The sequence below is a fragment of the Sphingobacterium micropteri genome, from assembly GCF_014692515.1.
GTDB lineage: Bacteria > Bacteroidota > Bacteroidia > Sphingobacteriales > Sphingobacteriaceae > Sphingobacterium > Sphingobacterium micropteri.
In genome coordinates this window covers 21,666-44,904 of sequence record NZ_JACOIK010000010.1, presented here as the reverse complement: position 1 = coordinate 44,904, position 23,239 = coordinate 21,666, and the positions used below count along the sequence as shown (strand labels likewise).

The following is a 23,239-nucleotide window of genomic DNA, read 5'->3' as shown; positions in this document are numbered from 1 at the left end:
GCTATAATTGAAGATATTTTCTAAAAGCCCATAACTTACGGCTCTTTAAATAGTGCAAATTTTGTTCATTTCGGTAGGCTTCCCGCTCAAAAGAGATATTAAAATAAGCCTTCCGAAATTTTTTGTATTGTAAATAGCGTATCAAAAATTCGACAGTATACCATATATAGAAAGGAACAACCAACATCTCTGCTGCCTGCCTGATATGTATATTTTCGTGGTTCAATAAATACCTATCTTCTTTATAACGTTTGTCCAACAAAAAGATAAAAGGAAAAATAACGATGGCAATCGCTTTTCTTCCCGAAAAGATATTTGTCCAAAACCTACTTACAACGACTTTTCCTTTCATAGCTTTTTCTATAATAGGATTAGGCAAAGAGCTTGCCGAAATTATCTAATCTTTTTCCTATTTTTGTTAGCAAAGAAAACTTAAACAAACCGTATGACGACATATAACGAAGACAGTATACGTTCCTTAGATTGGAAAGAACACATCCGTCTGCGTCCGGGTATGTATATCGGGAAATTGGGAGATGGTTCTGCTTATGACGATGGAATCTACGTATTGTTAAAGGAGATTGTCGACAACTCCATAGACGAATTCGTGATGGGCGCCGGCAAAACGATTGACATCACCGTCCACGATAATAAAGTAGCGGTACGTGATTATGGTCGTGGAATTCCTATTGGATCCGTAGTGGATGTGGTTTCTAAAATCAATACCGGTGGTAAATATGACAGCAAAGCATTCCAAAAATCTGTAGGCCTAAACGGTGTGGGAACGAAAGCGGTAAATGCGCTTTCCGATCAGTTTACCGTACAGTCGTATCGTCAAGGGGTGACGCGTATCGCACAGTTTCAACGCGGCGAATTAGTGACCGACGAGCAAAAAGAAACCACACAACGCAATGGTACGGCAACAAGCTTCTATCCCGATGAAACGATTTTTCGGAACTATAAGTTCCGTATGGAGTTTGTCGAAAACATGATATGGAACTACGTGTTTCTTAATGCCGGACTGACGATCAATTTCAACGGACAAAAGTTTGTTTCTGAACATGGACTCAAAGACTTACTCGAACGCAATATTGACGCCGAATCCATGCGCTATCCTATTATTCATTTAAGAGGTGATGATATTGAAATAGCGTTAACCCACGGTCAGCAATATGGGGAGGAATACTATTCGTTTGTAAATGGCCAACACACGACGCAAGGTGGTACGCACCAAGCAGCATTCCGCGAAGCCGTTGTAAAAACCGTTCGGGAATTTTACAAAAAGGAATTTGATGCTTCCGATATCCGGTCGTCTATTATTGGAGCAATTGCGATCAAAGTACAAGAACCCGTATTTGAGTCGCAAACAAAAACAAAACTCGGATCACAAAGCATCGGCCCTGAAGGTCCGACGGTCCGTACTTTTATCAACGATTTTGTCAAAAAGGCACTAGACGATTACCTGCACAAAAATTCGACGACTGCTGATGCCCTCCTCAAACGTATCTTGCAATCAGAACGTGAGCGAAAAGATATTGCAGGCATTAAGAAACTCGCTAATGAACGCGCTAAGAAAGCGTCTTTGCATAATCGAAAATTGCGTGATTGCAAAATCCACTTCAACGACAAAAACGAACGTAACCTTGAAACGACACTATTCATCACAGAGGGAGACTCGGCAAGTGGCTCTATCACCAAATCGCGTGATGTACAGACACAAGCGGTGTTTAGCTTAAAAGGTAAGCCCTTAAACTCTTATGGTATGTCGAAGAAGATTGTCTATGAGAACGAGGAGTTTAATTTACTACAACATGCCTTAAATATTGAAGACGGATTGGACGGACTCCGTTATAACAATATCGTCATTGCAACAGATGCGGACGTAGATGGTATGCACATCCGTTTGCTTTTACTCACTTTCTTTTTGCAATTTTTTCCGGATTTGGTCAAAGCTGGACATGTGTCCATCTTACAAACACCCCTATTCCGTGTGCGGAATAAAAAGGAAACAATCTATTGTTATTCGGATGAGGAACGTCAACGTGCTATTGCTAAACTAGGGGGCAAACCAGAGATAACCCGCTTCAAAGGTTTGGGTGAAATCTCCCCTTCCGAATTCGGGCTTTTTATTGGCAAGGATATGCGCCTCGACCCTGTTATCCTTTCCAAAGAGAATAGACTCCCGCAATTGTTGGAATATTATATGGGTAAAAATACACCCGATAGGCAAAAACATATTGTGGAAAACCTACGCATTGAAATCGATCTGGAAGAAGAACTTGCTAAAGCTGCTGTCGCTTCATAGAAGGCAACAATATATTATCACAACATAAGTAATGAATAACCAAACCTTAATACTGATCCAGTGCCAAGATGCGGTGGGCCTAGTTGCTAGTGTCGCCCACATCATCGCCAAGCATCATTTGAATATCGTAACCATGCGAGAATTTGTTGATGAAGAAAATCGCAAATTCTTCGTCCGTGTAGTGTGCAGTGGCGTACCAGCGGCTACGGCACTACTGCAACAGGATTTGGAAGAGAATCTACCTGCCCGGGCACAAGTGTCCATCAATCCTGCTCGCGAAAAGAAACTCGTTATATTAGTTACGAAAGAACATCATTGTCTTGCGGACATCCTGGTGCGTCATTTCTTCAAGACACTGAATGCTTCTATAAAAGCAGTAGTCGGGAATTACGACACGCTGCAAGAATTCACCGAAAAATTCGACATTCCTTACCACTGTGTATCGCATGAGAACAAAAGTAAGGAAGAATTTGAACAGGAATTGGCAGATACCATTATGCCATACCAACCAGATTATATTGTATTAGCAAAGTTTATGCGGATTCTCTCACCAGTTTTCGTCGCAAAATTTGAGAATAAGCTTATTAATATCCACCATTCTTTCCTTCCCGCTTTTATTGGTGCAAACCCCTATCGACAGGCTTACAAACGAGGGGTAAAAATTATCGGTGCAACAGCACATTACGTCACTAACGACTTGGATGAAGGCCCTATTATTGTGCAACGTACCAAATCAATCAACCATAGCTATGATGTTCCCAATTTGGTTACCGCGGGAAAGGAAATCGAAAAGGCAGTATTAAGCCATGCCATCCATTTGTTAACGGAAGACCGGGTAATGTTGCAGGGCAACAAGACGATTGTTTTTGAGTAGAGATACTATAGAAAAATGATTTGAATCATTTTTTAAAGGCGTATGCGTTATTTTATACCTGCGTGAAATTACTGTATTTTGTAATGACACACATTATATATGAAACACGCATTCCACATCCCTGTATTAGGGTTAGCTTTCTCCATTGACTCTCCATTAAAAGTTGCAAAATTTGGTATCTCTTCGGTTATGTCTATTGTAGACGATGAGCTTATCGAGCGTATGCGAGCGTTCCATGCACAAGAAAACCAGCTTTATTACGTTTCCATAAAGAAAACCGAGGAAGATTATCGCGCCAAGCGAATTACGGCTTATCTCAATTTAGTACAGCAAATTATTGATATGCAGATTTTCCATATCAAGAACGAGGAATTCCTACCAGATTCTGACTTAACAAAATATTTTGAACTATTGCCGGATAATGACTTCAGCAAGCGACGTTACAAAACAATGTTAGATACGGAGGATATAGCTCAGAAAACGGCTCTACAAGAAGAATTAAAAACAATGGTGGTGCCCGGAGAAATCGATGTCAATATTATGGCAAAAGTCGATAAACTCAACGTAGATGCAAAGGGAAATAAGTTAGACGAAAAATATTCGGATGCTTTGGCAGCATTACGAGGTTTCGCGCAATCCAACTTACGCTCTTCCGTTGTGTTGTCGGCCGGTATGAATCCCCGTTTATACAATTACCTTACCGAATTGCCGCCCTTCTTCCCAAACCGATATGGGGTATTGGAAAAGAAAATTATATTGAAAGTATCTGACTATCGATCTGCCTACATTCAAGCGAAATATCTTGCTAAAAAAGGGTTGTGGGTTTCTGAGTTCCGTATAGAGTCTGGCTTAAATTGTGGTGGACACGCGTTTGCGACAGAGGGCTATTTACTCGGGCCTATTCTGGAAGAATTTAAACAAAAGAAAGAAGAGCTCGTTCAAGAGCTTTCCAGTATATACAGAGCAGCTCTACGTGAAAAGGGCACATCGAATGTCCATACGCTCCCTATCAAATTTGCCGTACAGGGAGGAATAGGAACGGCCGAAGAACAGGTATTTCTTTTAACTTATTATGGTTTTGATAGTGCAGGATGGGGATCTCCGTTTTTATTAGTTCCCGAAGCGACGACAGTGGACGACGATACATTAACGCAATTAATACGGGCGGATAAATCGGATTTCTATCTAAGTGACTCTTCTCCACTCGGTGTTCCTTTCAATAATTTTAAGGGAAGTACAGCGGAACAAAGACGAATGGAACGTATAGCTAAAGGTGTTCCGGGGAGTCCTTGTACAAAAAAATATCTGGTATCCAACACGGAGTTTTCAGAAGAACCTATATGTACGGCTTCCCGTGTTTATCAACATGCTAAAATTAACGAATTAAAAAGCCGCGCGCTTCCCGATGCTGAATTTCAGGCGCAGTTTGATAAAATTACAGCGAAAACCTGCCTATGTGAGGGACTTGCCGCATCTGCCTATTTAAAATATAACATACAGAAACCAAAAGAGAGCACGGCAGTTTCTATCTGTCCTGGACCAAATACGGCATACTTTGAAGACACCTATACGTTAAAAGAAATGGTAGACCATATATATGGCCGTCGTCCTTTAGCTTTGAAAGAAAGACCGTCTATTTTTCTAAACGAATTGCACCTTTATGTAGAATATCTCAAAAATATGGTGAAAAACAGCTTCGACGATGTAAAAAGGCTGAAAGTTATCCAGAAATTCAAAGATCAACTGTTACGGGGAGTAGCTTATTACCGCACAATAACCAATGAAATGGAGAAGTTTGGGTTTAAAGAAACACGATGTTTTTTATCGAGTCTAAGCAATTACGAGGAGGAATTGAAAGGGCAGGCATAAGAAAAGCCTGCTATTTTATCTTTCTAAATTTCCCAAAAACGCCTAACGGGAGTTTGGAACCTGCAGTTGCTTGCAAATAAAGTTCTCCGATCTCAAGGTTTTCCACTTGTGGGAAAGCCGTTCGTATTAGGTTCTCCACGATGACGGAAGAAAAACCCAAAGAATAGGTATTCAAAATGAGAAAATGTTCTTTTGGATCGAGGAGTTGTACCACATCACGCATCATCTCCATAATATGATCTTCGAGTTTCCATTTTTCGCCTTTGGGCCCATGGCCGTATGCGGGAGGATCTAATATAATACCGTGGTATTTATTGCCACGCTTTAACTCTCTTTTTACAAATTTAAGCGCATCCTCTACTACCCAACGGATATTATCTAAGCCTGATAGTTCTTGGTTTTCGTTCGCCCAGGTAACAACCTGTTTAATAGAATCAACATGGGTCGTGTCTGCCCCTGCAGCTTTTGCGATCAACGAGGCCCCACCGGTGTAAGCGAATAAATTAAGTACTTTAGGATGAGGTGCACTAAACGACTTGACAGATTCGGAAATATAGTCCCAGTTCACAGCTTGCTCCGGAAATATGCCCACGTGCTTGAATGATGTCAACCCTAACCGAAATTTAATCGCTACATCGTTATTTTTGTATTCGATATGCCAACGGTCTCGGAGGCTGGGGTTCTTCTTTAGCCAGTCTCCGGACGTCGCAGAACGCCCTTTAAACCGGATATGATGTCTTTTCGTCCATTCGGCTTCTGATAAAGTTTTTGGCCACACCGCTTGTGGTTCCGGACGGATCAAGAGCACATCACCGAAACGCTCCAGCTTTTCAAAATCACCGCAATCGATAAGTTCATAATCCTCCCAATGCTGTGGTGTAAGAAGTTGTATATTTGTTGTAGAAGTCAATTTTAGCTATTTTGATGTCAACTATTAGACGCCACAAAGATAGACATTCACTTGGAGATGTTGTACTATTTTATGGAATCTCTCGCAGCCTTCATGAGCGGACTGGCAAAGACAAAATCATTCAATTCCTGCACATCCGAACGCAACATTTCCTCATTGGATCCTTCCCAGAATTTTTGGCCGTTATATAAAAACAAAATATAATCGCCTATTCCCATCACCGAGTTCATGTCATGTGTTACGACTAACGTCGTACATTGATATTCCTCCGTTAACTCTTGGATTAACTCATCAATCAATATCGAGGTAGCAGGATCGAGACCAGAATTCGGCTCATCACAAAATAAATATTTAGGACTCATGCTAATAGCTCGTGCAATACCGACCCTTTTTTTCATCCCTCCTGAAAGTTCGGATGGGTATAATTTATTAACGTTTTTCAGATTTACACGGTCTAGACAGAAATTAGCTCGCTCTGTTTTTTCCGCTTGGCTCATATCCGTAAACATGCTCAATGCAAAAATAATATTCTGTTCGACCGTCATAGAGTCGAACAAAGCGGAGTTTTGAAACAACATTCCTAGATTCTTTCGGATAGGGATGCGTTCTTCAAAATCCATTCCGGTAAACTCTTGCTGATCAAAAAATACTTTCCCCTGGTCGGGTTCGTGGAGACCAACAATACACTTCAGTAAGGTACTTTTGCCGGAACCCGATCCCCCGATAATCAAGTTCACTTTGCCAGGTTCAAAAATGGCATCGATTCCTTTCAATACCTCGTTGTCACCAAATGACTTGTATATATTTTGAATCTCAATCATAAATTTATTACTACAACATTAATGCGGTAATGATATAATCGCAGGCCAAAATCGCGATACAACCAATGACCACGGCTTGCGTACCGGCCTGTCCGACCTCCAATGCACCACCTCTAACATAAAACCCTTTATATGCAGGAACCGAGGTAATGATAAAACCATAAATGATGGCTTTCACAATGGCAACGGTCACTGTAAAGCCATTGAAACCTTCTTGTATACCTTGTATATAATCCGATGGTGCGACTGCTCCTGATAAACTACCTCCTATTAAACCACCGGCAATAGCACAGAAAATAGCGATAATAACCAATACGGGAACCATAATCACACCCGCAAGAATCTTCGGGAGGATTAAGAAACCAGGTGCATTTATCCCCATAATCTCCAACGCATCGATTTGCTCCGTTACACGCATCGAACCAATCTGAGAAGAAATAGCGGAACCCACCTTCCCCATCAATACCAAACCCGAAATGGTAGGACCCAATTCTAAAATATTAGAATCCCGGTTGATCTGTCCGATAACAGTGCTCGGAATAAGATCAGATACCAACTGAAAGGCAATTTGCAGTGTCATAACCGCTCCTATGAATGTAGAAATAATCAAAATTAAGCTTAATGAGCCTATCCCTATTTCGTTCATTTCATGAAAAATCTCTTTTAAATATATTTTCCATTTCTCAGGCTTTTTGAAGACCTTCCTCAACAACAAGATATAAGAACCAAAATGATGAAATATCATAGAATAATCGACCTTTCGTTAAATACTATTGCAATATACACATTTGCATGGAAGATATTTCACCGATAGAATGGTTTATTTCGCCGAAAGTATTTATCAGATAACCTAAAAGGGATTTTATAGAAAAATCGTAACTTGTAGCTTTGAGCTGTTATATTTACAGAAGTATGGAAAATAAGATAACATCCGGAATTTGGTTTGTCTTTATAGGTGTGGTGCTTTTATTACACAACCTCGACATTATACATTTTAATTTTTGGGCAATAATCAAATACTGGCCATTGCTCATTGTTATTGCCGGAATCAATCTAATCGCTCAAGACAAGCCGTATGGAAATTATATTAAAATTGGTTGTAACGTCCTGTTCTTAGGTTGGATTTTGTATGTCGGCATGTCGGCTTCGAAAACAGACTGGACCGAACAGCTGTATAATAGCAAGTACATCAATATTGAAAACCCGGACAAGGATACCCCACTATCTGATATGGTTCATATCCCGTTTGATTCAACACTGAAAGAGTCGATCTTGGAGTTTAACGGAGGCGCTGGAAAATTTGAAATGAAAGTCGAAGAAAATACGAATCTCGTATCGGCCAGATCTGGAGCCAACGATATGGGCATGAACATGAAAACAGCGCTCGAGGACGGTAAACAAAGGGTCGTTATCAATGCAAAACCAACTTCAAAAAGCAAAAAGTCAAATGCAGTTCTCATAAATCTTCATCCCGACGTACTATGGAACCTAAATTTAAACTATGGCGCAGCTAATATTACCGGCGATTTGTCTACACTAAAATTCGAAAATCTCGAGATCAACACCGGGGCAAGCAACATGAACCTAACGTTAGGACTTCCACAGATACCTCATTCAAAAATTGATATTGCTACCGCCGCTTCAAAAATCCATTTCCGCATTCCAAAAGATGCAGCTGTTAAAGTTGAATATACTTCTATTTTATCGAAAAATTCTTTTGAAGGTTTTGAATCCGACGAAAGTGGTGTCGCAAAAACAGCAAATTACGACGATGCGGAAAATAAGTTTGATATTGAGCTGGAAGGAGCTGCCAATAATTTCACCATATCTCGATATTAACTGTCTGAACCAGGATTTATAAAATTACTTCGGAAGGCATTGCACCATCTCTCCCTTAACTTTAAAGATCGCATCCGAATGTTTTACAACTGTACAAATTCATCCTTAGTACTAAACCCAATGTAAAATATTCGAAGCGATGAGGTTTTGGTTCTTTTTACGGGAAAAAGAACATAAAAACGCTAACTTTGTATCTACGCATGGACACAACGAACGCAATCATTTTACCTGGGGGATATTGTAATTCCAAAACATCCTATAGTCGATTTTTGACGCGGGAAGTAACCGTGGGCGATATTCCTATGGGAGGAGATCATCCTATTCGTATTCAAAGCATGACGACGGTCGACACCATGGATACGTTGGGATCAGTAGAACAAACTATCCGCATGGTAGATGCCGGATGTGAATATGTGCGAATTACGGCACCAAGCATCAAAGAGGCAGAAAATCTGGCCAATATTAAGAAAGAACTAAAAATACGGGGCTATAATGTCCCCTTGGTAGCCGACATCCATTTCACACCAAACGCCGCTGAGGTAGCTGCACGTATCGTGGAAAAAGTACGTATCAACCCCGGCAATTATGCTGACAAAAAGAAATTTGACCAGATAGAATATACCGATGTGGCCTATCAAGGTGAATTGGAACGCATCTATAAAAAGTTTGCGCCTCTCGTTAAAATATGCCAGGAATACGGTACGGCTATGCGTATTGGCACAAACCATGGGTCGCTTTCCGATCGTATTATGAGCCGATACGGAGATACGCCTGAGGGTATGGTAGAATCCGCTTTAGAATTTATACGGATTTGTGAAGATTTACGATATTATAATCTCGTTGTGTCGATGAAATCATCCAACCCACAAGTAATGGTGCGTGCTTATCGCCTATTAGTCGAAAAAATGGTGGCGGAGAATATGAATTATCCCCTTCATTTAGGGGTTACAGAAGCGGGAGATGGTGAAGATGGACGGGTAAAATCCGCCGTTGGCATTGGTACATTATTGGAAGATGGGTTGGGTGACACTATTCGAGTTTCGCTAACAGAAGAGCCTGAATATGAAATCCCTGTTGCCCGAGCTTTAGTTAATCGATATACTGACCGCAAGACACAACAGGAACAGACACCTGCGCGCGAAATTGTCAACCTATCCGGCCATACGAACACCATGCCTTATGAAACAATGGAAGTCAATGCATTTATTGGTGGCTCTTTGGTTCCCAGAGTGGTTGCCGATATCTCCCGCGAAAATTTAAAAGACCCATTCGTACTGACTGCGGTCGGCTATCGATACGATGTATTGAATGATAAATACCATATGGGTGACCAATCGGTTGACTTTGTTTATCTCGGTTCGCAATTGCCATCGTTTACATTGCCCGGAAACCTCAAGGTACTATACGATTATGATACTTGGCAAAATTTAGATGACAAAGCTAATAAACATCCTGTCTATTCTTTAAAAAGCTTTCAAGAGGCTGCGGTACATGACTCTTCCTTAAATTTGATCACGTTGTCGAATGATGATCTGGAGGGGGATTTTTTCGCAAATTTACAGATAAATAACACGGTTATCTTCGTTTTAGAGACTAATCACTTACATGGCATGGCAGATCAACGCCAATTTTTTAATAACCTGCAAACCATCGGTGTAAATAACCCAGTTATCATAAAACGAAGTTACCCCGTAGCAGAATTTTCAGGTCCTGTCGGAGATATCATGCATCCGGAAGAACCGATCTCCAAAATACAGCTATACGCTGCAACGGATATGGGGGCTTTACTTGTTGACGGATTAGGATCCGGCATTTGGATCGACTCTCCTGCAACTCCGTTGGATAAACTTGCTTCATTATCTTTCGGGATTTTACAAGCTACCCGCTCCCGTATCTCAAAAACAGAATACATATCCTGCCCAAGCTGTGGACGGACACTCTTTGATCTACAGGAGACAACACAAATGATCAGGAGCCGTACCAATCATTTAAAAGGTCTAAAAATCGGTATTATGGGTTGTATCGTAAATGGACCTGGCGAAATGGCAGACGCAGATTATGGATATGTAGGTGCTGGCCCAGATAAAATAACGCTCTATAGAGGCAAAGAAGTCGTCAAAAGAAACGTTAGCTCGGTCAATGCTTTAGATGAATTGATAGAGATTATAAAAAATGATGGATTATGGATAGATGCGGATGCGTAATCCTCCCGCTAAGATTATCTTACAGAAATACGTTTTACTACAGTCTCTGTACCGGAGGACACCCGTACAAAATAAAAGCCTGCTGTAAGCTTTCCGTCGGTATCAAAGGATAAACTCTGCAAACCAGCATCTAAACGCCCGTTCATTAAATTTAAAACCTCATTTCCTAACGCATCCATGACCTTAATAACAACGGTATTTTGTTGACTTAACGTGAAGTTTAGGGTAATTTGTTCTGCTACGGGATTATAAAATACCTTTACATTATTGATCAACTTTTCGCTCTCTTGATCACTATTAGGCATAGAAAAAGCATGCAATGTCATATTTGCTTTTTCCAAGACAGTGTGGATAGGCATAGCTTTTCCTACACCAAGCATGGTTATGCTTGCGAGTGTAAATAATGCTATTTTTTTCCTAAATCCTGTCATGTTAAAATTTCACCAGTAAGTAGATTAGAGTATTAGTGTAATTGATACTAACAAAGTTACTTTTTTTGACTTACGGTTGGACACTTTTTTTTATTTTTTTTCACCCTTTAACAATTTTTAACAAGATTATACGTTGTCTTTTTTGTCATTATAAAAATACACATATTTTTAATGTATGTTTGCTTCCTAATTTTTAAAGAATGAAACCCAATAAGCATTCCGATGCGAATAAGCTAAGCGTTGCCGGCTTATTAATTAGCTTAGGCATCATTTTCGGGGATATCGGCACCTCTCCTCTTTATGTTGTAAAAGCAATTTTCAACAAGGGCATTATAGAAGAAAATCTTATTTTAGGTAGTTTATCCTGTGTCTTTTGGACGCTGACTTTACAGACTACGATAAAATACGTATGGATTACGCTGCAGGCTGATAATAAAGGCGAGGGAGGTATCCTTTCTCTTTATTCCTTGGTTCGCAAAAAGGCAAAATGGCTTATTATTCCCGCCATTATCGGTGCCAGCGCTTTGCTAGCGGATGGCATGATTACGCCGGCAATCACTATTTCATCTGCCATTGAGGGATTAGCCATACGAAACCCGGAAATACCGACCGTACCTATTGTCATCGCGATTATAAGTTTATTATTCTTTATCCAACGATTTGGCACCTCCATCGTAGGGCGTATTTTTGGCCCCTTGATGTTTATATGGTTTAGTATGATCGGCATTTTAGGGTTATTATATATCGTACGCGCCCCGGAAGTATTTTACGCTTTAAACCCTTACTACGCTGTTGTAACGATTATCAATCATCCAAATTCTCTTTTCTTAATCGGCGCGATATTCCTATGTACCACGGGAGCGGAAGCTTTATATTCTGATATGGGACATTGTGGGAAATCCAATATCCGCATGAGTTGGATATTTGTTAAACTCATGCTCATTTTCAATTATTTCGGACAGGGTTCGTGGCTCCTGGAACACGCGGGCACACCCATCGGAGATACGAATCCCTTTTATGCTATTATGCCCAATGCATTTGTCGGTTATGGTGTTATTATCGCCACTATAGCCGCAATTATTGCAAGCCAAGCTATGATATCCGGATCTTTCACCTTAATTTCCGAAGCTGTACGTTTAAATATATGGCCAAAAGTCTCTATTCGCTATCCCAGTGATCATAAGGGACAGTTATACGTGCCATCCATAAACTTTATTCTGTATATCGGTTGTATGTTGATAATAGCTGTATTTCAACATTCCTCCAATATGGAGGCCGCTTACGGGTTGGCTATAAACCTAACATTTATTGCCACGACAATTTTGATGTGCGTCTTCTTATCGAGGGTACATGTACCCAACGTATGGATTGTGATTTTTGCTTTATTCTATTTTACTATAGAAATCGGGTTTCTTGCCGGAAACCTTGTAAAGTTGACACATGGAGGATGGCTCACATTACTGCTAGCCAGCACCTTATTTATGGTTATGTTTGCCTGGTATGGTGCACGTAAAATCAAAAATAGTTTTGTTCGCTTTAACGACATCCGCCCATATTTCTCGATTATTGGAGAGTTAAGTGAGGATAAGTCTGTTCCCGTATTCGCGTCACATCTCGTGTATCTGACAAGTGCAAATAACAAAAACGAAATCGAATCCAAAATCATTTATTCTATCTTGAACAAAAAACCCAAACGGGCGGATGTATATTGGCTTGTACATGTTGATGTAATGGATAATCCGCATACAAGGGAGTATTTCGTAGAACAACTTATACCCCAGAAACTAATCCGCATCGACTTTAAATTAGGGTTTAGAGAAGAACAGCGCATTAGTTTGTTATTCCGAAAAGTTGTCGAAGATATGGTAGAAAAAGGGGAAATTGACATTACCAGCAACTATGATACTTTGCGAAAACATGGTATAGCGGGAGATTTTAATTTCGTCGTACTTGAGAAGATAATCGCCAAAACACATGCGCTGAAATGGCATGAAAAAATCATTTTGGAAATATATAAAACATTAAAGAAATTCAGTTTGTCGGAAGAAAAAAGTTTTGGCTTGGATAGTAGCTTTGTAACGCTTGAACGTGTTCCACTAAACATCCCCAACACCAAGGAAGTTTCGCTCCGAAGACTCCCATAGTGGCTATCTTCTTAAATTTTGTATCTTTACACGTCAAATAAAACAACATTCATGTCGCATAAAGCAGGATTCGTCAGTATCATCGGAAAGCCCAATGCCGGGAAATCTACCTTAATGAACGCATTGGTAGGTGAGAAAATGTCCATCATTACACCGAAAGCACAAACTACCAGACATCGGATCATGGGAATTGTGAACGATGATGACCATCAAATTATATTCTCGGATACACCTGGTGTTATCAAACCAAACTATTCCTTACAGGAATCGATGATGAATTTTGTACAGGGCTCGCTTATTGACGCTGACGTCATTTTATTTGTGACAGACATTCACGAAAAATTCGATGAGAGTGATGTCATTGAAAGATTGCAGAAGACAAATTCTCCTGTAGCTGTTCTTATTAATAAGATAGATAAATCGTCAGAAGAAGAAGTGAAGAGTAAAATAGCATTCTGGCAAGAAAAACTAAATCCGGACGCTGTTTTTGCTATTTCTGCGTTACTTAACCATGGTGTCGCAGGCATCATGGAGTATATTAAAGAGAAACTTCCTATTCATCCGCCTTACTACGAAAAAGATGAGTTAACGGATAAAAGTATGCGTTTCTTTGTATCGGAAATGATTCGAGAAAAAATCTTTAAGTTATACGACAAAGAGATTCCATACAGTACCGAAGTAATCGTAACTTCTTATAAGGAGGAAGAAAATATCACTCGGATAGCTGCGGAAATCATCGTAGAGCGCGATTCCCAAAAAAATATTCTTATTGGAAAAGCTGGCTCCATGATAAAAAAAGTCGGCACATACGCTCGACAGGATATCGAAGAGTTTATTGGCGGAAAAGTGTTTTTGGAACTTTTTGTCAAGGTAATTCCCGATTGGCGCCGTAAGAAAAACTACTTGAAAAAGTTTGGCTACGAAGATTAGGGTATAAAATATTCGCGGAGCGCTATAACCTGTTTCCGGCTAAGCACTTTACTCAATTCCTCATCGGACGCCTCTTTTACTTTCTTGACTGATTTGAAGATTTTCAATAGATTTTCTACAGAGGTTTTTCCTATCCCCGGAATATTTTCCAATTCAGAGACAAATGTTTTCCTACTGCGCTGATTACGGTGAAATGTAATTCCAAAACGATGTGCCTCGTCGCGCAGATGTTGGATAATTTTTAAGGTCTCGGATTTCTTATCTAGATATAACGGATATTGATCTCCAGGATAATATAATTCTTCCAAACGCTTGGCGATACCGATAACCGTCACTTTTTTTTCTATCCCTAATAGCTTTAAACTTTTCATCGCCGCTCCTAGCTGTCCTTTCCCACCGTCAATCACAATTAATTGGGGGAGTGGCTGGTCTTCGTCTAATATTCTTCTATAACGTCGAAAAACGGCTTCTTCCATCGTGGCAAAATCATTTGGCCCGACGACAGTCTTTACGTTAAAATGTCTATAATCTTTTTTAGAAGGTTTCGCGTCTTTGAAAACCACTATAGCTGATACGGGATAGTTACCTTGAATATTGGAGTTATCAAAACATTCGATATGCCGCGGAAGCACATTCAAACGTAGATCCTTTTGCATCTGCTTTAGGATGCGTTCTGTTTTCACTTCAGGATTCAACTTCTCGTACTGCAGCATACGCTCTTTCTTAAAATAAGCCACATTTTTACGAGATAATTCCAATAAATTTTTCTTCTCCCCTACTTTGGGCACGGTAAACTTTATGGTTGTATTTTCTTCGATATGAATGTCAAAAGGAACAATAATTTCTTTAGACGTACTTTTGAAACGTTCTCTAAACTCGGGAATCGCTAATGCCAGTAACTCCTCTTCGGATTCATCTAAACGTTTCTTCATTTCCAACGTCTGGGTCTGGATAACAACGCCATGCGCGACTTTCAGGTAGTTTACAAAAGCATAATTATCTTCCGAAGCAATGTTAAATACATCCACATTTGTAATCGACGAGCTAACAACAGTAGATTTACTTTGATAATTAGCAAGTTTTTCCAACTTAGCTTTTACTTTGTGTGCAGCTTCAAAATCTAATGCGGCCACCGCATCGTTCATTTGATTTTTCAGACGGTTGGTAACTACTGCAATCTTGCCATTCAATATATCTTTTATATCCGCGAGGTTTTGGTTATAATCTTCTTCAGATTGAAATCCTTCACACGGACCTTTACAATTGCCAATCTGATATTCCAGACAAATCCTATATTTGCCTTTGGCTATATTTTCGGGAGAGAGATTCAGATTGCAGGTGCGTAAAGGAAAAAGTTCCCGGATCATATCCAAGATAATGTGCATCATACCCACAGAAGCATAAGGCCCATAATAGCGGGATCCATCCCTAATGTATTTTCGTGTCCAGAAAACACGCGGAAAATGTTCGTTTTTGATGACAATCCAAGGGTAGGTTTTGTCATCTTTCAACATGACATTATAACGAGGCTTATGTTTCTTGATCAGGTTATTCTCCAAAAGCCACGCATCAATTTCCGTATCGACGATAGTAAACGCAATACGGTTTATTTTTCGCACAAGTACACGCGTTTTACTATTGAGTTGATGCTCGTTTACGAAATACGAGCCTACCCGATTACGCAAATCTTTAGCCTTTCCCACATAAATGAGTTCATTATTTTTATCAAAATATTGATAAACACCCGGTTTATGGGGAATTTTCTTTAATTCTTCTCTGTAATCAAATGCACTCATGTCATAAAAACGCCGAACAACAAATTTCGTCAAAATCTGCTGCTCGGCATTTATAAATTCTATCTAAATTACGTAAAATTACTAGAATCCCAATCGATCGTCGTCCAAAACTTCCTCATTAGAGGGTGTTCCATAAAACTCCTTATATTGACTACAATCTATTTCGCGTGTCAAACCACCCGGTGGAAGTGGGAAATCCTCCTGTGTATAATGCAGGTTTTTATCGGCATAGACCTTCTTCATATAGAAACCAAATATAGGAAGTGCAGCTTGTGCGCCCTGGCCTGACGCCATGCTATGGAAACGAATACCACGGTCTTCCGCCCCCGTCCATACACCGGTTACTAAATCTGGCGTAACACCGATAAACCAGGCGTCAGAATTATCATTTGTAGTACCTGTTTTTCCACCCATTGGATTTTTAAACCCACCAAATTCCGCCGACCACCGCAAACGAGAACCTGTACCGCCATCCACGACACCTTTCAACATATCGACCATAATATAAGCCGATTCGCTGTTTAAAGCCTTAACCACCGTTGGTGTTTTCTCATAAATAGTTGTACCATTTTTGTCTTCGACACGTAAAATCATAGTGGGTTCAATCCACGTACCGTGATTAACAAATGCGGCATAAGCACCGACCATATCAAACACAGAAGCCTCATAGGCGCCCAACGCAATAGACGGATAATTCGGCACGTTGGACGTAATGCCCATGCGTTTAGTCAGAGAAGCAACTGTTGTAGCGGTTACTTCGTTTATGACATAAGCAGAAGCGAAGTTCTGTGAATATTTTAACGCATTTTTCAATGTAATAGGATCGCCTCCTTGCACTGTTCCACGAGGTGTCCAATTACCATAGGTCCGAGAATGATTGGGCACCGGAAAACAAGGTGAATATCCGTTATCTATTGCGGCAGCATAGGTGAATGGTTTCGCTGTGGACCCCACCTGTCTTTGCGCCAGCTTTACATGATCGAATTTAAAATGTTCAAAACTGATACCTCCAACCCACGCCTTAATATAACCTGTTTTAGGTTCCATAGACATCACCGCATTTTGGAGAAAAAGCTTATTGTAACGAATAGAATCCATTGGCGTCATGACGGTGTCGACATTCCCCTTATAGGTAAACAAGGTCATCGGCGCTTTCTTATTAAATTCCTGTTTGATCTCCTCTTCTGACATACCCGCTTCTTTTAATATGCGATAACGGTCGGAGCGGCGCATGCCAGAAACCAATAATTTTGCATTTTCTCCCTTAAATGGATCGGTGTTCCGATACTGACGATCAAAATCCCGCTGTAGCTTTTCCATCCATTCTCGTTGAGCCTCTTCCGCATATTGCTGCATAACATAGTTGATCGGTGTATACACCTTCAATCCATCACGGTCCAAGTCATAAGGTGTACCATCGGCTTTCGTGATGGATAGACGTTTGAATTCTTTTTTTAATTCTTCTTTCAATACCGCGCGAAAATACGGTGCCATACCTTCTCCGTAATTCGCTATTCGGAGCTTTAAACCCAGTTCCTGCTCTTTCGCTTTTTGTCCATCTTCCTTTGTCAGAAAATTCTGGTCGATCATGTTATTCAAAACAGTGTTCCGGCGCTTCATCGAATTCTCTGGAAATCTGACGGGCGAATAAATATATGTCCCTTTCAACATGCCCACAAGCATAGCAGCTTGTTCTGGCGTCAATTTATCAGGAGTAGTATCAAAATACGTTCGGGCTGCTGACTTTATACCAAAAGTATTGTAGGCCCCAAAATCGACCGTATTGAAATACATCGTGATGATCTCTTCTTTGGTATAACTTCTCTCCAAGCGAACAGCCGTAATCCATTCTTGGAATTTTTGCATCATACGCTTAAACGTATTGCGTTCCCTCCTTTCGGAGAAGAGATTTAAGGCCAATTGCTGCGTAATCGTACTTCCACCTTGTTTTCTATTCAACAACGTAGTGTATATCGCAGAAGTTATCGTTCGGGAATAATCAATACCGGCATGATCATAAAAACGCTTATCTTCTGTTGACACTAGGGCATGCACCAAGTAAGGAGATAGCTCACTGTATTTTACATTAGAGCGGTTATGTTTGTAATATCTACCCAATACCTGAAGGTCATCGGTCAATATTTCTGAAGCTAAATTACTCTTTGGGTTCTCCAATTCTTCAAAAGATGGCAATTTGCCAAATACGCCTAAACGTACACTCACAAGGAAAAGTGCACCAAGAATAACAATACTACACAATATCATCCAAAAATTCCGGGTATATCGCTTGATATCTACTTCTGTCAACTTCTGCTTTGATTCTCTCTTCATAGCATCTATGATACGATTTTAGTGCAAAGTTAACATTCTCACCTTAATAAGTTTTAAAAAAGTTTAGAACGTCCAATCTAAGATTTCTCAATAAGACACACGGCGTACGCCACAACACCTTCTTGACGACCTATAAAGCCCATCGTTTCATTTGTGGTAGCCTTGATGGATATGTCCTCTATATCAATCCCAGCAGCTTTCGCAATATTCTCTTTCATGGCCGGGATATAGGGTTTAATCTTCGGGGCTTCCAAACATAGCATACCATCAATGTTACCCAACCTAAACCCCTTTTCTTTTAAGAGCTTTACACATTCTTCCAGCAAAACGAGACTGCTAATTCCTTTCCATTTAGGATCAGTATTCGGAAAATGAAATCCGATATCTTCTAAGTTTGCTGCTCCTAAAATAGCATCGCAAATCGCATGTACTAAGACGTCGGCATCCGAATGTCCGAACGCCCCTGCATAGTGTTCTAATTGTACCCCCCCTACGACAAATGGGTGTCCTTCTTTCATTTGATGGACATCAAAACCAAAACCTACTTTTATCTTCATAACAACGCGAACATACAAAAATTTATTTGCTACTTTTGATTTCTCATCGACCGGATGAAAAAAATAAAAATTAATGCGGCGTAAATAGGTTACTATTTGACTAAAAAGGTATTAATAAGTGAGTAAGGAAAAAAGCGATATACAGATTGATTGCAAAATCATTGACGGCATCAGGGAGGGAGACAACCTTGCTATCCAGCAATTATATCAAATACATTTCCCGCCTATTGCCCAGATGATCATCAACAATCGTGGTAGCAGAGAGGAAGCACAGGATATTTTCCAAGAAACCGTGATGGTGCTGTATAATAAAATCAGTGATGGTGATTTTATGTTGAGCAGCAGATTACAAACATTTTTATATGCGATTTCCAAGCGGCTATGGCTTAAACACCTTACTCGTGGCGAAGCGAAATATCGTAAGGATTCAATAGACGATTACGGAGAGTCGTTAGCTGCTGAAGAAGTGATCGAAGATCATGAGCTTAAGGAAACTAATCTCGTCCAGATGGAAGATGCATTAAACGAATTAGGAGAACCTTGTAAAACGATCTTGTATGATTTTTATATACAAGGGCAATCGATGGCAGCAATTTGTGAAAAGTTTGGTTACACAAACGCTGATAATGCGAAGACGCAAAAATACAAGTGTCTTCAGCGTTTAAAAAAGATATTTTTCAAAAAGTAAGTTACAATTAAATGGGCATGAAAAGCTTAAATCAACAGGCGTTTATAGCGTGGGCAGATGCGTATCTTCGGGAAGAACTTTCCCAAGAAGATAGATCGAGGTTTGAAACATATTGTACAGAAAACCCTGTTCATGCAGAAATTTTTGCACAACATAAAGCTTTTTTAACGACTATGGTAAAAGCTGAGGCGCGGTCAAATTTCAAGCGAAATTTACAACACGTTGCGCAAGACTACCATGAGGCTCACAGCCCAAAACCAGCGACTAAAGTTATCAGTTTGTGGGATAGATTAAAACTCAATGCTGCGGTGGCCGCTGCTATTGCTATTGTATCCGTGTTCTCGACGCTATGGCTAACAGGATATTATAAAAATCTTAAAAAAACCACGTCCGACTATAGTGCATTACGCCGGGATATGAATACCGTAAAACGTAATGTAAACGCACAGAACGCAGCTATTCAAAACATTCATAACACCAAAGACAATGTAAAGGAAACAATGCATTACGGTGCAACGGGATTCATGATTACGAAAAATGGATATGTCGTCACGAACTATCATGTTATCACCGGCGCCGATTCGGTACATTTACAAAATCACAAAGGCGAATCTTTCAAAGCAGAGATTATTTTTACAAATCCCGAGAAAGATTTGGCCATCCTACATATCAATGATTCCACCTTTAAATCGATAAGGAGTATCCCATATACCTTTAAAAGACAAGATTCTGATATGGGAGAAGATGTTTATACAATTGGTTTTCCCAGAGATGAAGCCGTATATGGACAAGGTTATCTGAGCTCATCTACCGGTTATGCCGGCGACACACTCGCCTATCAAATATCAATTCCGGTAAACCCCGGTAATAGTGGGGGACCGTTATTGGATAAGGAAGGGAATGTTATTGGGATTATCAGTGGAAAACAAAAAGGGATAGATGGTGCAGCATTTGCAATCAAAACGAAAGCTTTAATGGAAACACTGAATAGTATCCCGGCGGACTCACTTAATGGAAAAAATGTCGTACTGAACAATAAAAATTTATTGCATAATCTATCACGGACTGACCAGATTAAAAAATTACAGGATTACATTTATATCGTGAAAGTTTATTAAAAAAAGAAACGGGCAAAGTTATATTTGCCCGTTTCTTTTTTACTTATTCGGTTGCGGCGTTACACGCAAGTATGGCTTTATTTCCGTGTAACCTTTTGGAAATTTAGCTGGAATGTCTTCTGTCTTTATCGCAGGAACCACGATAACATCTTCGCCGTCTTTCCAGTCGGCAGGTGTTGCAACAGAATACTCATCTGTCAATTGAAGTGAGTCAATCACCCGTAAAATCTCAAAGAAATTTCGACCTGTAGAAGCTGGATAAGTTAGCGTTAGCTTAACTTTCTTATCTGGACCGATAACAAATACGGAGCGCACGGTAGCCGTAGCAGAAGCATTAGGGTGAATCATATCATATAACTCCGACACCTTACGATCTTTATCCGCAATAATCGGAAAATCCACGTTTGTGTTTTGCGTCTCGTTGATGTCTTTAATCCATCCTAAATGATCCTCAACAGAATCCACACTTAATGCTAAAACCTTGGTATTTCTTTTTTCAAACTCTGATTTCAGCTGCGCAGTACGTCCAAGTTCTGTTGTACATACAGGCGTGTAATCTGAGGGGTGTGAATACAAAACTGCCCAACCCCCATCAATGTACTCGTAAAAGTCAATTTTTCCTATGGATGTTTCCGCTTGGAAGTTCGGAGCAACATCACCTAATCGTAAACTCATATCTTACTCTTTTTAAAGGTTTTTAAATAAACAACTACAATATCTACAAATTTAGTGGATTATTTTGTTTTTCAAAATGAAACGACCGCTCATTTCTGTAATCTTTTGTGTATAAGTGTCAGATTCCCGTAATCTTCAAAGGAAAAGCTACCCAATTTCTGTGACACATGTTCCAAGAGAAACTTTGAATAACGTAGGAGCTGCTGTTGTGTATCATCCACAGGACTCTGTAATGCATCTTGCAAGAAAAGTAAAGCTAATGGACGAATCTGTTCTGTCTCCAACTCCTGCTCTACATAAGTCAAAAGTTCGTCTTGAGAGAGTCCCAACATCCAACTCCGCTCCTTTCCAAAAAAATGATGATAGCCTTCCTCTATGATAGTGGGTTCCACCGGTTCATCAAAAGCCTCATATTTATCAACGAGCAAGCGCAAAAATTTGCCCATCTCATTAATCCAGTTCAGGATCGTATCTTTCTCATATCGAATACCCATTATCTCGTCTGTCCGTCACCGGTAATATACCACTTCTCTGTTACCAATTTCTCTAAAGCGAACGGCCCTCTAGCGTGGAGCTTTTGTGTAGAGATACCTATTTCAGCTCCAAGTCCAAAAGCACCACCGTCTGTGAATCGTGTAGATGCATTCGTATAAACCGCAGCTGCATCCACCGTATCCATATAGGTATTGATGCGTTCTGTATCTGTTGAGACAATACATTCCGAATGTTTAGAGGAATGCTCTGCTATATGTGCTAAGGCCTCATCGAAATCTTCTACCACCTTGACAGAACATTGCAGCGATAGGAACTCTCGTCCAAAATCTTCTTCTTTAGCTAATTCCAACAGCGGATAACCGAGTTCTTGTAAAATGGAATACGCCGTTTTATCTGCATAAATTTTCACGCTACTATCTTTAAAATAGGGAACAACCCTACCAAGAAGGTCGTTCGCTACTTCGCGATCGACCAAAACCGTATCCAACGCATTACATACCGATGGTCGCTGTATTTTGGCATTCGCAATAATTTTTGCTGCCTTTTCCAGATCACCCGAACGTTCCACATAGGTATGACATACGCCCGCTCCCGTTTCAATAACGGGTACTTTGGCTTGTTCACGGACCAAATCTATAAGCGCTTGCGACCCTCGAGGGATAATGATATCCACATATTGCGTAGCAGAAAGCAACTCACTTACAAATGCTCTGTCCGTCGGCAATAATTGTACAATATGTATGTTTAATTGATGTCGACGTAGCTCCTCTTGTATAATCTCTACCAACACACTGTTTGTATACCAAGCATCTGACCCTCCACGTAATACACACACATTTCCCGATCGTATACATAATGCGGCCACATCTACTGTGACGTTTGGTCTAGATTCATAAATAACACCAACCACACCTAGAGGAACGGTTTTCTTCTCTACTAACAATCCGTTCTCGAGTTCTTTTCGGGAAATCAATAATCCTGTCGGATCAGGTAGATTTGCAACATCGATCAGGCTAGCTGATAATGCCAAAATCCGATGGCTATCCAACAATAATCGATCGTATCGCGGATCTTCCTTATCCATACGCTCCAAGTCTTTCTTATTCTCCCGGATAATGTCTTCTACCCGCTGCTCCAAGGAACCAGCTATATCTTGCAACAACTGTTGCTTTGCATTATCAGTCAAACGCTTAACGGCTATAGTAGCTTCATGAGCTGCCTTTAATTCTTCTTGTATACTTTCCTTCATCAT

General features: G+C 40.2%; 20 protein-coding genes. 9 read left to right on the top strand and 11 right to left on the bottom strand.

The annotated features are described in order from the left end of the window. Position 1 precedes the first annotated feature (1 nt). Complete coding sequence (locus tag H8B06_RS14430; RefSeq protein WP_223857692.1) at positions 2-352, bottom strand: hypothetical protein; 351 nt, start codon at positions 350-352, stop codon at positions 2-4. Positions 353-445: 93 nt separating this feature from the next. On the opposite strand from H8B06_RS14430, the gene H8B06_RS14425 reads away from it, so the two are divergent. The 3 genes from H8B06_RS14425 to H8B06_RS14415 all read left to right on the top strand — a co-directional run bounded on the left by H8B06_RS14425 (position 446) and on the right by H8B06_RS14415 (position 5,048). Next, on the top strand, positions 446-2,305 hold the full coding sequence (locus H8B06_RS14425; protein ID WP_190994972.1) for a DNA topoisomerase IV subunit B: 1,860 nt from the start codon (positions 446-448) through the stop codon (positions 2,303-2,305). A gap of 31 nt (positions 2,306-2,336) precedes the next feature. Further along, a complete protein-coding gene (gene purU, locus H8B06_RS14420) occupies positions 2,337-3,179 on the top strand; it encodes a formyltetrahydrofolate deformylase (protein WP_190994971.1) in 843 nt (280 codons plus the stop codon). A 99-nt stretch (positions 3,180-3,278) separates the two neighbouring features. Beyond that, positions 3,279-5,048, top strand: coding sequence for a hypothetical protein (locus tag H8B06_RS14415; protein WP_190994970.1), 1,770 nt, complete (start codon positions 3,279-3,281; stop codon positions 5,046-5,048). A 10-nt stretch (positions 5,049-5,058) separates the two neighbouring features. Here H8B06_RS14415 and H8B06_RS14410 read toward each other — a convergent pair whose 3' ends face one another. The 3 genes from H8B06_RS14410 to H8B06_RS14400 all read right to left on the bottom strand — a co-directional run bounded on the left by H8B06_RS14410 (position 5,059) and on the right by H8B06_RS14400 (position 7,524). After that, positions 5,059-5,958 carry a class I SAM-dependent methyltransferase gene (locus H8B06_RS14410; protein WP_190994969.1) on the bottom strand — a complete coding sequence of 300 codons (900 nt, stop codon included), beginning with the start codon at positions 5,956-5,958 and terminating at the stop codon, positions 5,059-5,061. 65 nt (positions 5,959-6,023) lie between these two features. Further along, positions 6,024-6,779: an ABC transporter ATP-binding protein gene (locus H8B06_RS14405; protein WP_130143314.1), complete on the bottom strand. Its 756-nt coding sequence runs from the start codon at positions 6,777-6,779 to the stop codon at positions 6,024-6,026. Positions 6,780-6,789: 10 nt separating this feature from the next. Further along, entirely contained in the window at positions 6,790-7,524 is a 735-nt protein-coding gene (locus tag H8B06_RS14400; protein ID WP_130143315.1) for an MlaE family ABC transporter permease, read from the bottom strand. 167 nt (positions 7,525-7,691) lie between these two features. Here H8B06_RS14400 and H8B06_RS14395 point away from each other — a divergent pair, with 167 nt between their 5' ends. Both H8B06_RS14395 and ispG read left to right on the top strand, forming a co-directional pair. After that, positions 7,692-8,618, top strand: a complete 927-nt coding sequence (locus tag H8B06_RS14395) for a LiaI-LiaF-like domain-containing protein (protein ID WP_190994968.1) — start codon at positions 7,692-7,694, stop codon at positions 8,616-8,618. 200 nt (positions 8,619-8,818) lie between these two features. Beyond that, positions 8,819-10,822, top strand: a complete 2,004-nt coding sequence (ispG, locus tag H8B06_RS14390) for a (E)-4-hydroxy-3-methylbut-2-enyl-diphosphate synthase (RefSeq protein WP_190994967.1) — start codon at positions 8,819-8,821, stop codon at positions 10,820-10,822. Positions 10,823-10,836: 14 nt separating this feature from the next. Here ispG and H8B06_RS14385 read toward each other — a convergent pair whose 3' ends face one another. Beyond that, on the bottom strand, positions 10,837-11,253 hold the full coding sequence (locus tag H8B06_RS14385) for a T9SS type A sorting domain-containing protein (protein ID WP_190994966.1): 417 nt from the start codon (positions 11,251-11,253) through the stop codon (positions 10,837-10,839). Between the two features lie 200 nt (positions 11,254-11,453). On the opposite strand from H8B06_RS14385, the gene H8B06_RS14380 reads away from it, so the two are divergent. Together H8B06_RS14380 and era are read left to right on the top strand one after the other, a co-directional pair. Beyond that, positions 11,454-13,397: a KUP/HAK/KT family potassium transporter gene (locus H8B06_RS14380; RefSeq protein ID WP_190994965.1), complete on the top strand. Its 1,944-nt coding sequence runs from the start codon at positions 11,454-11,456 to the stop codon at positions 13,395-13,397. A gap of 51 nt (positions 13,398-13,448) precedes the next feature. Then, positions 13,449-14,327 (top strand): GTPase Era, encoded by an 879-nt coding sequence (gene era, locus H8B06_RS14375; RefSeq protein WP_190994964.1) that lies wholly within the window; start codon positions 13,449-13,451, stop codon positions 14,325-14,327. On the opposite strand, the gene uvrC is transcribed toward era, so the two are convergent. From uvrC to ispF, 3 genes are all read right to left on the bottom strand, one after another. Then, positions 14,324-16,123 carry an excinuclease ABC subunit UvrC gene (gene uvrC, locus H8B06_RS14370; protein WP_190994963.1) on the bottom strand — a complete coding sequence of 600 codons (1,800 nt, stop codon included), beginning with the start codon at positions 16,121-16,123 and terminating at the stop codon, positions 14,324-14,326. The two genes, era and uvrC, sit on opposite strands and share 4 nt — an antisense overlap. An 81-nt stretch (positions 16,124-16,204) precedes the next feature. Then, the gene (locus H8B06_RS14365) at positions 16,205-18,454 is read right to left on the bottom strand and encodes a penicillin-binding protein 1A (protein WP_190994962.1); all 2,250 of its coding nucleotides are present in this window, start codon (positions 18,452-18,454) and stop codon (positions 16,205-16,207) included. A 77-nt stretch (positions 18,455-18,531) separates the two neighbouring features. Then, positions 18,532-19,011, bottom strand: coding sequence for a 2-C-methyl-D-erythritol 2,4-cyclodiphosphate synthase (gene ispF, locus H8B06_RS14360; protein ID WP_130143324.1), 480 nt, complete (start codon positions 19,009-19,011; stop codon positions 18,532-18,534). Between the two features lie 118 nt (positions 19,012-19,129). On the opposite strand from ispF, the gene H8B06_RS14355 reads away from it, so the two are divergent. Continuing rightward, positions 19,130-19,699, top strand: a complete 570-nt coding sequence (locus tag H8B06_RS14355) for an RNA polymerase sigma factor (RefSeq protein WP_190994961.1) — start codon at positions 19,130-19,132, stop codon at positions 19,697-19,699. Between the two features lie 17 nt (positions 19,700-19,716). Further along, positions 19,717-20,817 carry a S1C family serine protease gene (locus H8B06_RS14350; RefSeq protein ID WP_190994960.1) on the top strand — a complete coding sequence of 367 codons (1,101 nt, stop codon included), beginning with the start codon at positions 19,717-19,719 and terminating at the stop codon, positions 20,815-20,817. Positions 20,818-20,856: 39 nt separating this feature from the next. On the opposite strand, the gene H8B06_RS14345 is transcribed toward H8B06_RS14350, so the two are convergent. The 3 genes from H8B06_RS14345 to H8B06_RS14335 form a co-directional block, all read right to left on the bottom strand. Continuing rightward, positions 20,857-21,492: a peroxiredoxin gene (locus H8B06_RS14345; protein ID WP_190994959.1), complete on the bottom strand. Its 636-nt coding sequence runs from the start codon at positions 21,490-21,492 to the stop codon at positions 20,857-20,859. An 89-nt stretch (positions 21,493-21,581) separates the two neighbouring features. After that, positions 21,582-21,986: a hypothetical protein gene (locus tag H8B06_RS14340; protein ID WP_190994958.1), complete on the bottom strand. Its 405-nt coding sequence runs from the start codon at positions 21,984-21,986 to the stop codon at positions 21,582-21,584. Continuing rightward, positions 21,986-23,239, bottom strand: coding sequence for a glutamate-5-semialdehyde dehydrogenase (locus H8B06_RS14335; RefSeq protein WP_223857691.1), 1,254 nt, complete (start codon positions 23,237-23,239; stop codon positions 21,986-21,988). Before H8B06_RS14335 ends, H8B06_RS14340 begins: the two co-directional genes overlap by 1 nt.